General features: G+C 43.1%; 9 protein-coding genes. 2 read left to right on the top strand and 7 right to left on the bottom strand.

Features of this window, described 5'->3' with window-relative positions; translation table 11 throughout:
- Positions 1-2 precede the first annotated feature (2 nt).
- From nrfD to MKO06_RS02110, 3 genes are read right to left on the bottom strand one after another with little or no spacing between them, the layout of a single operon-like run.
- Positions 3-1,817: an NrfD/PsrC family molybdoenzyme membrane anchor subunit gene (nrfD, locus tag MKO06_RS02100; protein WP_241550686.1), complete on the bottom strand. Its 1,815-nt coding sequence runs from the start codon at positions 1,815-1,817 to the stop codon at positions 3-5.
- Positions 1,818-1,853: 36 nt separating this feature from the next.
- On the bottom strand, positions 1,854-4,910 hold the full coding sequence (locus MKO06_RS02105; protein ID WP_241550687.1) for a TAT-variant-translocated molybdopterin oxidoreductase: 3,057 nt from the start codon (positions 4,908-4,910) through the stop codon (positions 1,854-1,856).
- 47 nt (positions 4,911-4,957) lie between these two features.
- Positions 4,958-6,316: a c-type cytochrome gene (locus MKO06_RS02110; protein ID WP_241550688.1), complete on the bottom strand. Its 1,359-nt coding sequence runs from the start codon at positions 6,314-6,316 to the stop codon at positions 4,958-4,960.
- Between the two features lie 225 nt (positions 6,317-6,541).
- On the opposite strand from MKO06_RS02110, the gene MKO06_RS02115 reads away from it, so the two are divergent.
- The gene (locus MKO06_RS02115; protein ID WP_241550689.1) at positions 6,542-6,931 is read left to right on the top strand and encodes an SPOR domain-containing protein; all 390 of its coding nucleotides are present in this window, start codon (positions 6,542-6,544) and stop codon (positions 6,929-6,931) included.
- A gap of 435 nt (positions 6,932-7,366) precedes the next feature.
- Here the strand turns inward: MKO06_RS02115 and infB are convergent, their stop codons facing one another.
- From infB to rimP, 3 genes are read right to left on the bottom strand one after another with little or no spacing between them, the layout of a single operon-like run.
- Positions 7,367-10,108 (bottom strand): translation initiation factor IF-2, encoded by a 2,742-nt coding sequence (infB, locus tag MKO06_RS02120; RefSeq protein ID WP_241550690.1) that lies wholly within the window; start codon positions 10,106-10,108, stop codon positions 7,367-7,369.
- Between the two features lie 55 nt (positions 10,109-10,163).
- Complete coding sequence (gene nusA / locus MKO06_RS02125; RefSeq protein WP_241550691.1) at positions 10,164-11,396, bottom strand: transcription termination factor NusA; 1,233 nt, start codon at positions 11,394-11,396, stop codon at positions 10,164-10,166.
- Positions 11,397-11,408: 12 nt separating this feature from the next.
- Positions 11,409-11,870 (bottom strand): ribosome assembly cofactor RimP, encoded by a 462-nt coding sequence (rimP, locus tag MKO06_RS02130; RefSeq protein WP_241550692.1) that lies wholly within the window; start codon positions 11,868-11,870, stop codon positions 11,409-11,411.
- A 158-nt stretch (positions 11,871-12,028) separates the two neighbouring features.
- On the opposite strand from rimP, the gene MKO06_RS02135 reads away from it, so the two are divergent.
- Complete coding sequence (locus MKO06_RS02135; protein ID WP_241550693.1) at positions 12,029-12,856, top strand: universal stress protein; 828 nt, start codon at positions 12,029-12,031, stop codon at positions 12,854-12,856.
- Here the strand turns inward: MKO06_RS02135 and MKO06_RS02140 are convergent.
- Positions 12,853-14,376 (bottom strand): AsmA family protein, encoded by a 1,524-nt coding sequence (locus MKO06_RS02140; protein WP_241550694.1) that lies wholly within the window; start codon positions 14,374-14,376, stop codon positions 12,853-12,855. The two genes, MKO06_RS02135 and MKO06_RS02140, sit on opposite strands and share 4 nt — an antisense overlap.
- Positions 14,377-14,466: the final 90 nt, after the last annotated feature.

Consider the following 14,466-nt stretch of genomic DNA (forward strand, 5'->3'; position numbering starts at 1 on the left):
GATTATTTATTTTTTAGTTTGTTTGCCTGGGCAACCCAACCTTCCCTGTTCTCCTCGATAGGGAAGTTCTCGATTACTTCATCAAGCAATTCAAAGTCTTTTTCTGTTAGTTTGCTAACCTGGTCGAACAAATAGATTCCAACCTGGTGTAGACGCTGCTGCAATAGCGGGCCAATATTCTTAAGCCTGGTAAGATCATCTGCCTCCTGGGTAGCCGGATCATAAGTTCCAATTCTTGAAAGCATTTCATCAATGCGATCTTTCATTACTTCAGACACAACCAATCCGTCTATATTCACGGTATCCTCATGAGGATGATCATCTTCCTTTCGCTTGGTATGCTCGGTATCCTCGATTTTCTTATCAATACCAGTAGCAACATTCTGCTTCGGATTTCTTCCTACTGCTTTCGGATCATAATGAAGTGCATCATCACCTTTTTCAGCTCTTAACTTCTTGTATTTCTCTCCCGAAGATTTAAGAATGGTCTTGACCTCTGCCTGTGCGATCACCGGGAACGAGCGGGCATAAAGAAGGAACAATACAAAGAAGAATCCAATGGTACCGATAAAGATCCCGATATCTACAAATGTTGGTGAGAACATGGTCCATGAAGACGGAAGGTAATCACGGTGAAGCGAAGTCACGATAATTACGAAACGCTCGAACCACATCCCGATGTTTACCACAATCGAGATAAAGAAAGAGAACATGATGCTGGTACGTAGTTTCTTGAACCACATGAACTGTGGAGAGAACACGTTACAGGTCATCATCGCCCAGTAAGCCCATGCATAAGGACCGGTAGCCCTGTTAAGGAATGCGTACTGTTCGTACTCCACTCCAGAATACCATGCGATAACCAACTCGGTGATATAAGCAGTACCTACGATAGAACCGGTGATCATGATCACGATGTTCATCAATTCGATATGCTGAATAGTAATATAGTCTTCAAGGTTTGAAACCTTTCTCATGATGATAAGCAGGGTGTTTACCATGGCAAATCCAGAGAAGATCGCACCCGCAACGAAGTAAGGAGGGAAAATGGTGGTATGCCATCCCGGAATTACCGAAGTTGCGAAGTCAAAGGATACGATGGTGTGTACCGAAAGTACCAGTGGCGTTGCCAAACCTGCAAGTACCAAAGACACCTCTTCAAAACGTTGCCAGTCCTTGGCACGCCCACTCCATCCAAATGAAAGTATTCCGTAAACTCTTTTTGTGAAAGGCGTGATCGCCCTGTCACGGATCATCGCGAAATCTGGCAACAATCCAGTCCACCAGAATACCAGTGATACAGAAAGGTATGTAGAGATCGCAAATACGTCCCATAAAAGCGGCGAGTTAAAGTTCACCCAAAGAGATCCAAACTGGTTTGGGATTGGAAGTACCCAGTAAGCCAGCCATGGACGTCCCATGTGAATTAACGGGAAAAGACCTGCCTGCATTACAGAGAAAATTGTCATCGCCTCTGCAGACCTGTTGATCGCCATTCTCCATTTTTGACGGAACAATAAGAGTACCGCCGAAATAAGCGTACCGGCGTGACCAATACCTACCCACCATACAAAGTTGGTGATATCCCAGGCCCAACCTACGGTCTTATTTAATCCCCAGGTTCCAATACCCGTGGAAATAGTATAAACTATACATCCTACACCCCATAAAAAGGCAACTAGGGAGATACCAAAAACTATCCACCAAGCTTTGTTTGCCCTTCCTTCTACCGGAGCAGCCACATCCACGGTCACATCGTGGTAGGTCTTATTCCCGGTAACTAGAGGCTTTCGTATAGGTGCTTCGTAATGAGACATATCCTTATCTGATTGATTCTTAGTTATTCGTTATTATTAAACTTCGGTTGTATTTCTCACTTTAGTCTGGTACATCACGTTTGGTTTTGTACCTACATACTCAAGCAGATGATACATCCTGTCATCATTTTTCTTTTCAAGAATTTTTGCGCCCTCGTTGTTCACATCTCCAAAGACCATCGCTCCCTTATCACAGGCCGCTGAACAGGCAGTGTGGAATTCTCCATCCTTAATGGTTCTTCCTTCACGCTTGGCATCAAGAATAGTCTTTTGAGTCTTCTGAATACACATGGAGCATTTTTCCATAACCCCTCTTGCACGTACAGTCACATCAGGATTCAATACCATTCTTCCAAGGTCATTGTTCATATGGTAATCGAACTCATCGTTCTTCGCATAAGAGAACCAGTTGAAACGACGCACTTTATACGGGCAGTTGTTCGCACAGTATCTTGTACCCACACATCTGTTATAGATCATCTGGTTTTGTCCCTGTCTTCCGTGAGAAGTAGCAGCAACCGGACATACGGTCTCACATGGAGCGTGGTTACAGTGCTGACACATTACTGGCTGGAACACAACCTGTGGATTATCGGCCGGCTCTTCAAGCTCTCCAAATTCGGAAAGTGAGCTTCCAAGACCACCGATATTTTCCTTTTTCTCAAGGTCATCTGTAAAGGTATCTTCAGAAGAATAATAACGGTCGATACGCAACCAGTGCATATCTCTCGATTTTCTCACCTCGTCCTTACCTACAACAGGGACGTTATTTTCAGAATGACAGGCGATCACACAGGCTCCACAACCGGTACAGGCGTTAAGATCTATACTCAGGTTAAAGTGAGGTCCTGTAGACCTGTCAAAACTATCCCAGATATCAACTTCAGGAGAAGTAACCGGGGTTTCTATATGGTTAAGGGACACCTCAGGAACTTTATTCCAAACATGAGCATCTTTCGTATTAAAGATCTCAAGTGTGGTTTCCTTGATGATATCACCTCTACCCATTAAGGTATTATGCAACTGCACACAGGCGAATTCATGCACGCCTGGAGCTTTTTCTATTTTTACTTTCTGAACAGAACTAAAATCCTTGTAAAGCGGGTATGCATTTACACCGGTTTGCATTTCGTCCTGAATTCCTTCTTTTCTTCCATATCCAAGCGCAAGACCAACCGATCCCTTTGCCTGTCCTGGCTGAATGATCACAGGAACATTGTTCACCACCGTGTCACCGATGCTTACATTTACATAACTTCCGTTAAGTGCTCCATTGGCTACGTTCTCATTCATTACACCCAATGCTTTTGCATCGGCTTTAGACATGGTCACGTAGTTATCCCATGACGCACGAGTGATTGGGTCTGGCATTTCCTGAAGCCATGGGTTGTTTGCCTGCTGCCCGTCACCTAAAGCGGTGTTGGTATACAACATCAATTCAAAACCATCTCCGGCCTGATCATCGATATTATAACTCCTGTTAGAAGTAGTAGCTCCAGAAGCTACAGTCACAGGTGAATTAGCCTGGAACACACCATCATGAAGCACTTCTCCCCAGTTCCTGTCACCAAGCCCTGCAGACCAGGTGTCCTTGATATACTCATAGTAAGACATTGAGTTACCAGACCACTTCAATAAAGTATCCTGGAACTGTCGAGTATCGAACAAAGGTCTGATAGTAGGTTGCATAAGGCTGAAAGATTGTTCAGAAAACTGAATATCCCCCCAGCTCTCCAGGTAATGCGGAGTAGCAGCTACGTATTTTGCAAGTTTTGAGGTCTCATCGGTTCTTGTAGTAAAGTCTACTACGGTCTCCACATTGGCAAGACCTTCAACGAATTCTTTTGAATTCGGTAAAGTATGTACCGGGTTCAATCCGGCGATTAGAAGCGCACCAACGCTTCCGTTATTCATATCCTGTACAAGTTTGGCAACTTCAGAAGCGTTACCCTGGCGAATAACCCTTGCGTTGGAAGCATCCATCACGCGACTACCAAGAGCCTCGTTGATCTCCATCGCCCAGGTTTGAGCCTGCTCATCTGGCAGACCACAGGCAACAACCCCCGCACTTCCGGCTTTTCTTAACTGACTTGCAGCCTTTACAACCGCATCATCAACATTAGCTGGAAGATCACTGGTAGATGAAGTTCCGCTAACATACGCCTTGAGAGCTTTAAGTACCGCCTTTTGCTGAGACGGAGTAGAAGGTACACGCTTATCGGCATTCGCACCGGTAAGACTCATATTAGATTCGAACTGGATGTGACGAGACATTTTTCCATTTTCAGGAATTCTTGTCTTCGCATAGCCGGCATCAAATCCACCACCATACCAGTCAGCAAGGAAATCTGCACCTACCCCTACGATCACTTCTGCTTTAGAGAAGTCGAAATTAGGAAGCGCTCGTCTTCCATATTTAGATTGGAACGCGTTCAAAGCAGCATCTTCAGAAACGGTATCATACACCACGTGGCGTACGTTTCCGAATTTCTGAGAAAACTCCTGAATCAACTTTGAGGTCGAAGGACTGGCAAATGTTTGAGTAAGAAGAACAATGTCCCCGTTAGCATTCTGCAAGGCAGAACCCACTTCACGGTCAAATTCTTCCCAGGAAACATTTCTTCCTTCGATCATAGGGCGTTTCACCCTTTTTGTATCGTATAAAGAAAGTACCGAAGCATGAACCCTGGCATTCACACCAGCTTTAAACTTCGATAGATCGTTATTTTCAATTTTAATAGGACGGCCCTCACGAGTCTTTACCAAAACGCTTGCAAAATCAAAACCATCTGCAATGGTAGAAGCGTAGTAATTGGCAACCCCGGGAACGATCCTTTCTGGTTGCACTACATAAGGAATAGACTTGGTCACAGGCCCTTCGCAGGCAGCCAGTGATGCCGCTGCTGTACTGAATCCAACGTACTTAAGGAAATCTCTCCTTGAAGTCTTGGAAGACTCCAGCGAAGATTTATCCCCAAGAAATTCATCTACCGGGATCTCCTCGGCAAATTCTTTTTGTTGGAGCGTCTCAACAACAGAGCTGTTTTCATTTAGCTCTTCAACACTTTTCCAGTATTTCTTGTTTGATGACATATTATATCTAGATATTAGCTTCTTAAATTAAACCTGAATTCCAGGATTTAGTAGTGACACTTACCACATTCAATTCCACCCATCTGGGCAGCAGTAAGCTCTTCTACACCGTATTTTTTAGATAATTCTTCGTGGATCTTTTCGTAGTACTCATTCCCCTCGATCCTGACATTGGTTTCACGGTGACAGTTAATACACCATCCCATGGTTAGAGGAGCATTTTGATAAACGATCTCCATTTCTTCAATCGGTCCGTGACATTCCTGACACTGGATCCCTGCCACACTCACGTGTTGCGAGTGGTTGAAGTATGCAAGATCTGGAAGGTTATGAATACGAACCCACTTCACAGGCTTCTCTTCACCAGAATACGTTCTGGTTGCAGGATCCCAGCCCACAGCATCGTAAAGCTTGGCGATCTCCTTATCGTAAAATTCTTTTGAGTATTCTTCGGTAGCCGTTTCCGGAGCAACTTCCGCGATTGATTTATGACAGTTCATACACACATTCAAAGAAGGGATCCCTGAATGCTTGGAAGTTCTTGCCGAAGAGTGACAGTATTTACACTCGATCTGGTTATCACCGGCGTGAATCCTGTGTGAGTAATGAATTGGCTGAATTGGCTGATAACCTTTATCAACACCAACCTGCATCATCCAACCGTAAGCGAAATAACCAACAGCCAGAAGAACGATCACTGAAGACACAAGCACCAGGAACTGGTTCTCTACAAAAGCCTTGTAGATCGGTTTTGTTTTTGGCTTTTCCGGGATCACGATCCCAGAAGCATCTGCAAAATTCCTTAAGGTTTTGTTCACCAGGAACAATACCAGCATTAGAGCTGCAAGAACAAAAACCAGGATTCCAAGGATGATATTTACCGACACACCTCCGCCGCCTGTTCCTTCAGCACCAGCTTCGGCACCTGCCGTAGCTGCGGGAGCCTCCGGTTTTGGTTGCTCAACATAGGCAAGGATATCACCAATATCTGAATCGCTCAACTGAGGGAAAGCCGGCATAGCCGTTTGATTCCACTCATTATAGATAGCATTAGCCTGCTCATCTCCACTTGCGATCAACGCAGCAGAATTCTTGATCCATGAATTCAGCCAATCCCTGTCTCTTCTATCGGTCACCCCGTGAAGGGCCGGACCAATGGAATTTGAGTAAGGTTTATGACAGGCTGCACATAAAGAATTGAACAGTTCCTTACCTGCTGCAGGATCTCCAAGATCTGAACCAGCCGCTGCCTGTGCAGCATCACCACCAGAAGCAGCCTGTTCGGTAGCTGTAGTGTCCTGAGCGGCATCATTCTGAGCCAGACCAAAGAATGAAAATGTAAAAAGAAATGCTACACTAAATAGTAGTTTTCGCGAAGTTGAATGGCGGAAATTCACCTTTTTCATATTGTAAGTTCGATTAACGTCTAAACTTTGGTACGGTTTTTACACTCAATTATTTAGCGCGAAAAACCTAAAAAGGTACCTTTAAATTCGTGCACAAAAGTAATACATACAGACGATTTTAGGAATGTTACAACTATGTTAAGTCCTAATTTATATCTGTTCTAAATAATAAAATGCAACCTGTTTAAGTTATTTAATTTTACATTTGTCAAAAACCTGAAAAACATGATAAAACTGAAATTTTCACACCTGCTATTTTTCGGCATCATCGGATTTTTTTCGATGGAAAATTCACATGCTCAACAAGCTAGCGTGAATATACAGCAAAGTGAAAAACTGGAAAAATTAATACAGGTAAAAACCGAACTCAACAAGAACAACCAGATCCGGGACCGCTACGTGATCCAATTATTTTATGGAGATAACGGTGAAGCGAACGAAGTGATCCAGAAATACAGGGAATTATACTCTTATCCTTCTCAGATCACTTATGAAGCACCCAATTATAAGGTATGGGTTGGAAATTTCAGGAATAGGCTGGAAGCAGACAGAGCCTTGCTGAAGGTAAAGGAGAACTTTCCAGCTGCCTTTATCCCGAAACCGAAACGTAAATAGTCTATTTCTTATATATTTTTAAACCTCACAGGTTAGAAATTTAAAATCTTAAGTTCATAATTGGAGTTTAAACCTCACAGGTTTTGGAAACCTGTGAGGTTTTTTTTGTTTCATCAGGGAAGCTCAATTGTACATTCATGCCATTTCTCAGGAAGCTGCTGAAACCACAAGTCGAAGCATGGATATGGACAGAATAGTAGTAGAGTCCTATTAACACCCTAAGATCAACTTCATAAGATCTTCTATAGATAGAAATAATTAAACCTCGCAGGTTAGAAACTTAAATTCTTAAGACCTAATTGAGTTTAAACCTCACAGGTTTTGGAAAACCTGTGAGGTTTTGTTCAAAATTAGAAGTCCACCGCAACCACTGAGGTTCTTAAATAAAAAAAGCGGCTGTTTTCACAGCCGCTTTTTAGTTATATCAATTCGATCTTATTTCAGGGTTTTCTTAACCTCCACCTCTCTAAAGGCTTCGATCACATCTCCCTCTCTAATATCGTTGTAGTTCTTGATCTGCATACCGCAGTCGTAACCTTTTTTAACTTCTTTGACATCGTCTTTGAAACGTTTCAGCGAAGCAAGCTCTCCGGTATAAACCACCACTCCGTCACGGATCAATCGTACACCCGCGCTTCTGTAAATAGTTCCGGAAGTTACCATACAACCTGCAATGGTTCCGATCTTCGAGATCTTAAAGGTTTCCCTGATCTCTGCAGTACCGGTGATCTCTTCCTTAAGTTCTGGTGAAAGCATTCCTTCCATCGCGTCCTTAAGATCGTTGATCGCATCGTAGATGATTGAATAGGTTCTGATATCGATCTCTTCCTTATCAGCAACCGTCCTGGCATTACCCTGCGGCCTAACATTAAATCCGATAATGATCGCATCTGAAGCTGAAGCCAGCAACACATCACTTTCGGTGATCGCACCCACTCCTTTATGTATGATATTAACCTGGATCTCTTCAGTAGAAAGTTTCTGGAAACTATCGGTAAGCGCTTCAACCGAACCATCCACATCACCTTTAAGGATAATGTTAAGCTCCTTAAAGTCACCAAGTGCGATACGTCTTCCAATCTCGTCAAGGGTAATATGACGCTGAGTTCTTACATTCTGCTCTCGTTGTAGCTGAGTACGTCTAGCAGCGATCTCCTTGGCTTCACGCTCGTCTTCCATCACCTTGAAGGTATCACCTGCCTGCGGCGCTCCGTTAAGCCCAAGAATGGATACCGGCGTAGATGGACCAGCTTCTTTAACTTCCTTACCTCGCTCATCGTGCATGGCTTTCACCTTACCACTATGGCGACCTGCAAGTACATAGTCACCCACTTTAAGGGTTCCACCCTGAACAAGTATCGTTGCAACATAACCACGTCCTTTATCAAGGAAGGCTTCTACAACAGTACCTTTAGCCAGTTTATTCGGGTTCGCCTGCAGCTCCAGGATCTCAGCCTCCAGAAGTACTTTTTCAAGTAGTTCTTTCACACCCAATCCTGTTTTAGCAGAAATATCATGTGATTGGATCTTACCTCCCCAGTCTTCTACAAGAAGATCCATTTGGGCAAGTTTTTCCTTGATCTTTTCCGGATTCGCGGTTGGAAGATCAGATTTGTTGATCGCGAAAATGATAGGCACTCCCGCCGCCTGGGCGTGAGAGATCGCCTCTTTAGTTTGAGGCATCACATCATCATCTGCAGCGATCACGATGATCGCGATATCGGTTACCTGTGCACCACGAGCACGCATCGCCGTAAAGGCTTCGTGACCCGGTGTATCCAGGAATGCAATTTTTTGTCCATTATCAAGCTTCACTCCGTAAGCACCTATATGCTGGGTAATACCTCCAGACTCACCAGCGATCACGTTTTCCTTACGAATGTAATCCAGAAGCGAGGTCTTACCGTGGTCTACGTGACCCATTACGGTAACAATAGGAGCTCTTGTTTCAAGGTTTTCAGGATCTTCCTCTACTTCCTCAACGGTCTCTTCAACATCTGCAGTAGTGAATTCAACTTCATAACCAAACTCTTCAGCAACAATGCTTAGAGTTTCCGCATCCAGCCTCTGGTTCATGGTCACCATCATTCCAAGAGACATACATGCCGAAATCACCTGGGTTACCGAAACATCCATCATGGTCGCTACCTCACTTACGGTAACGAATTCGGTCACCTTTAAGATCTTTTCATCCGATTCCTGCTGTGCAAGATCCTGCTCCGATCTTTGACGGTGTTGATCCCTTTTCTCTCTACGGTACTTGGCACCCTTACCTTTACTGGATTTACCCTGAAGTTTTTCAAGGGTTTCACGTACCTGCTTTTGTACTTCTTCTTCGGTAGGCTCTTCCTTGGTAATTGGCTTACCTCTTCGCTTGCCTCCTTTATTTCCTCCGCGCTGGTTTCCACCACCACCTTTTACATCCTTACTGATGCGGCGACGGCGTTTCTTGCGCTTATCCTTATCTTTCTTATCATCTTCCTTCTTCTCATCCTTCTTCTTGACAGGCTTCTTGAATTGAGAAAGATCGATCTTTTCTCCGGTAAAATTAGGACCGCTTAACTTAGTGTACTTGGTCTCAATAGTACTGGATTCTTCTTTAGCTTCTTCCTTTTCCTCCTCTTTCTTAGGCTCCTCCTTTTTAGCTTCAGGCTTTTTAGCTTCAGGTGCTTTCACCTCTTCAGCCTTCGGCTTTTCCTCAGCCCTGGCAGCAGGCTTTTCGGTTTCCTTCGGAGCTTCAGCTTTTTTGACAGGTTCTTCAGCAGGAGTTTCCTTGGTTTGTTCTTTAGGGGCTTCTTCTTTTTTAGACTTTTCACCAGAAGTCTTGTCCAGATCTATTTTACCAACAGTCTTTGGACCTTCCAGTTTTGCCCGGCTTGAGATCGACTCCTCTTTTTCTTTCTTCTCCTCGTCAGCTTTACGCTTTTCTTCGATCTCCTTGCGCAGCTCTTCCTTTTCTTTCTTCTTTTCCTCACCAACTTCTTTAGAAGCTACCTTCTTACTCTTGTCGGTCTGGAACTCATCAGAAAGCACCTCATAGATCTCTCCTGAGATTTTGGTAGTAGGACGTGCATCAATCTCGTAACCCTTGGAGTTAAGATACTCCACGGCCCTGTCTAACGAGATATTGAACTCACGTAAAACCTTATTTAATCGCATTGTTTTCGCTTCTGCCATAAATTGCCCTCTAAATTAACCTCTTTAAATGTATTATTCTTCTTAAATAAAAAATTTATTCCTCAAATTCTGAGCGAAGCACGGCCATTACATCTTTAATGGTCTCTTCCTCAAGGTCTGTACGACGAACAAGATCTTCAACATCCTGCTCCAGCACCGCTTTCGCAGTATCCAGACCAATTTTTGAAAATTCGGCGATCACCCAATCTTCAATTTCATCTGCGAATTCTTTCAATTCCACATCTTCTTCCACACCTTCACGATATACATCTATCTCGTAACCGGTAAGCTGACCGGCAAGACGGATGTTATGACCACCACGACCAATGGCTTTAGAAACCTCTTCAGGCTTCAGCATAACCTCAGCAGTTTTGTTCTCTTCATCCATTTTAATGGAAGTAATCTTCGCCGGGCTTAACGCACGGGTTATGAACAATTGCTCGTTATTGGTATAGTTGATCACATCTATATTTTCATTCCCCAATTCACGTACGATACTGTGAATCCTGGAACCTTTCATACCTACACAGGCACCAACAGGGTCAATCCTGTCATCATAAGAATCTACTGCTACCTTGGCTTTCTCACCAGGAACACGAACCACTTTTTTGATAGTGATCAATCCGTCGAAAACTTCAGGAATTTCCTGCTCAAAAAGTTTCTCAAGGAAACCTGGAGCGGTTCTGGACATGATGATGGTAGGTTTATTTCCTTTTAATTCGACGCTTTCTATGATACCCCTTACATTTTCTCCTTTTCGGAAGAAATCTGAAGGGATCTGGCGGTCTTTTGGAAGCACGATCTCGTTGCCTTCATCATCTAGTAGAATAATGGCTCTGTGCCTTATATGATGAACTTCTGCAGTATAGATCTCACCTTCAAGATCTTTGAACTGCTTATAAATATTGGTGTTGTCATGCTCGTGGATCTTCGAGATCAGGTTTTGACGCAAGGCCAGGATAGCCCTCCTTCCAAGATCAACCAGCTTAACTTCTTCAGAAACATCTTCCCCTACTTCAAAATCGGGCTCGATCTTTCTTGCCTGAGTCAAAGAGATCTCCCTGTTAGGATCTTCTACCTCACCATCGGCAACCACAACCCGGTTTCTCCATATTTCAAGATCCCCTTTATCAGGGTTTACAATAATATCAAAATTATCGTCTTCTCCATACTTTTTCTTCAAAGCATTTCTAAAAACATCCTCCAGGATCGCCATAAGGGTAACCCTGTCTATGAGTTTATCATCTTTAAACTCTGAGAATGACTCAATCAACGCGATATTCTCCATATCAATTTGTGATTAAAATGTTATTTTAACTTTCGCTTCCACAATATCAGAATAAGGCAACACCACCTCTTTCTGTACCGTATGCTTACCCTTTCCAACCGGTTTTGGCTCCCTTGCCTTCCAGGATAATTTTATCTCATTATCATCAGCAGAATCCAGATCACCCTCAAACTTATCGTTCTCGGTTTTCACTTTCAATCTGCGACCGATATTCTTTTTGTATTGTCTCGGCATTATCAAAGGCTCAGAGACTCCAGCTGAAGTAACTTCCAGAGAGAAATCTTCTTCCTCCCTGTCCAGGTTGTGTTCTATCGCGCGGCTAACCAGGATACAATCGTTTACCGAAACTCCCTGATCCCCATCCAGAACCACTTTAATATGATTACCTGAGTTCACTTCCAGGCTTATTAAAAATAAGGATTTATTTTCTTCAAAGACCTTGTCTGCTAACTTTTCTACCTTCTCCTTCAGCATGTTTATAAAAAGAGGGGACTCATGTCCCCTCGCTGTACTTTTTTAGTTTCAACGCTGCAAATATAGCAATATTTTCCAAGTTTAAAAACGTGAAAATAAATGAATTATTCTTTGTAATTTTAATAGAGCATTTAGTACTAAGCCATTACCTTCCAATCATGAAAAATATTCTTGTTCCCACAGACTTTAGCGACCAGGCTGAAAAGGCTTTAAAGGTTGCAGCCCAGCTTGCCAGAAAATTTGACGGAGACATTTATCTATTGCATATGCTGGAACTACCCCTGCAACTCATCGATCCTGTTGGAGGCGGCAGTCAGAACCTGCCTGAAGCGCTGTTTTTCATGAAACTGGCCCATCAGCGTTTCGCTCATCTTATGAAGCAACCTTATCTGGAAGGCATTAAAGTCTACGAAACTGTTGAATTTCACCGGGCTTTTGATGGCATTATGGAAATTGGAAAAGAGAAGAACTGCGACCTCATCGTTATGGGTTCACACGGCGTAAGCGGTTTCCAGGAAATGTTCATAGGTTCCAATACCGAAAAAGTGGTAAGACATTCAGATATCCCCGTCCTGGTGATCAAGAACGACATCACCGATTTTGAGATCGAGAACTTCCTTTTTGCTACAGACGGGAACCCGGAACACAAACATACCTTACGAAAGGCGATGAAATTCGCTGAAACAATCCAGGCAAAGCTTCATCTTTTATTTGTAAATACGCCTAATAATTTTCTTACCAGTGCAGAGGCTTACGAAAAAATGAAGGATTTCACCAGCGATTTTGATCCGGCCTCCTTTGAGGTTCATATATATAATGACATTAGTGTTGAAAAAGGGATCCTGAATTTTGCCAACAAGCTCAACTCTGGTCTTATTGGAATAAGCACCCACGGCAGAAAAGGCCTGGCTCATTTCTTTAACGGAAGCATCAGTGAAGACCTGGTGAACCATTCTTCGAGGCCGGTGGTAACCTTTAAGATCTAGATGAACGACTTAAATGCGCCATTTTTGATCATCAGCCAGAAGTAATTCCAGAAAGACTTCGTCTGGTCCCTTTGTGCCTTTATTTCCTTATAACTTTGCTCTCCTTTCACGGCCTTGTTGCGTACGATCAGGTTGGCAAGAGCCGAAATGACCTTATTTTTATTTTCACCGTCTTTTTGCAGCACCTCCACCTTAAAGTCGTTATATTCTAGTTTCATGTCGCCCTTAGCACTGGTGTTATCACCATAAAAATTAAAATACATTTCCAGGATATCGCCAGAGATATGAAGGTTCAACCCCGCTTCGGTGAATTTGTTCATCTGGCTGGCCTGCAACCTTCCCATTTGTCCGCTTAGCTGAAAAGCATCATTGCGATCACTAATATCGAATTGCCAGTCGATGCTCAAGGGCGCGCCTTTCATAAAATCGGTATTCGCCGTGACCCTGGTCTTCGGAAAATCATCCCGGCCAAGGCCCATATTGGTTATATTCTGAACGCTAACGTTCAGGTTGGCAAACTCCACCATTCCCGGAGGCCTATCGGCTTGTATGCGTTCTTCATATTTTATATAAGCATCCGATATCTCAATACTATCGATATTGATCAAAAAAGGCAGCTTCCTGATAGCCCGGCTGTACAATGGTTTGAACGTGGTATCATCAGGTTTCAGTTTATTGCGGTACACCTCAAAATTCACTCCATTAATATGAGTAAGAGAATTTTCAAATTTCAGGGAATCGTTTTGAACTGACCATCCAAAATCTTGCATGCTAATGGAATCGATAACCAGGTCATACCAGTCTTTTTCTACCTCGATGGTTTGCTGATGTCCAGCTTTGGAATATTTCGGCAGGACCTTGAACCCGTTTATCTGCAAATCCAGATCCCGAACAAGGAGTTGCTCCAGGACCAGTTCCTGTTGCTCACTGAGATCGAAATACAGGCTATCCACTTCCAGATGTTTTAACTGGTACTCAAAAGGCACTTTCTCCTTTAAGCTGGCCGAATCGATTCGAACTTCATTCAATTGAAGTTTTTGCAAACTCGCGAAAAGCATCGCGCTGGCCGTATCATTTTCGAACATCTGGAAACTGCCTCCATTCACCCTTACTTTTTTGATTAGAATTTGTTCCTGAAGTCCACCAGAAGATTTGTCTTTACCAGGATCTTTAGATTCAGATTTATTTTGAGTGATCTTTACCACTGGATTGGAGATCTGTAATTCCCCTACCACTATATTCTTAGTGGTTAGGTATTTCCAGATACCAATATCATTCAATACTATGGTATCAACCTTAAAATTCTTATTCCTGAGCTCAACATGAGCATCGATCACTTCGGCGCTGCGATCTAATAACTTGACGTCTACCTTTTCAAAGCTAGTATTGGCGCGGGTTAATTTCTCTTCAAGACTTTTTTTGATCTTTCCTTCTAAAAAATTGTTCAGAATTAGTAAGGCTACAGCCAGTATTCCGATAAATACAAGAAGGGACACGGCAATTTTGGAGGATCTTTTCAAATTATTGAGAATTTAAAATCCAATTTACAATTCAGAGGCTTGGTACACCATGGTTTAAGAATTTTTAACTTAAAAGTTTGTGAGCCAGAA

Origin of the sequence: Christiangramia oceanisediminis (assembly GCF_022570735.2) — a bacterium.
Classification (GTDB): domain Bacteria; phylum Bacteroidota; class Bacteroidia; order Flavobacteriales; family Flavobacteriaceae; genus Christiangramia; species Christiangramia oceanisediminis.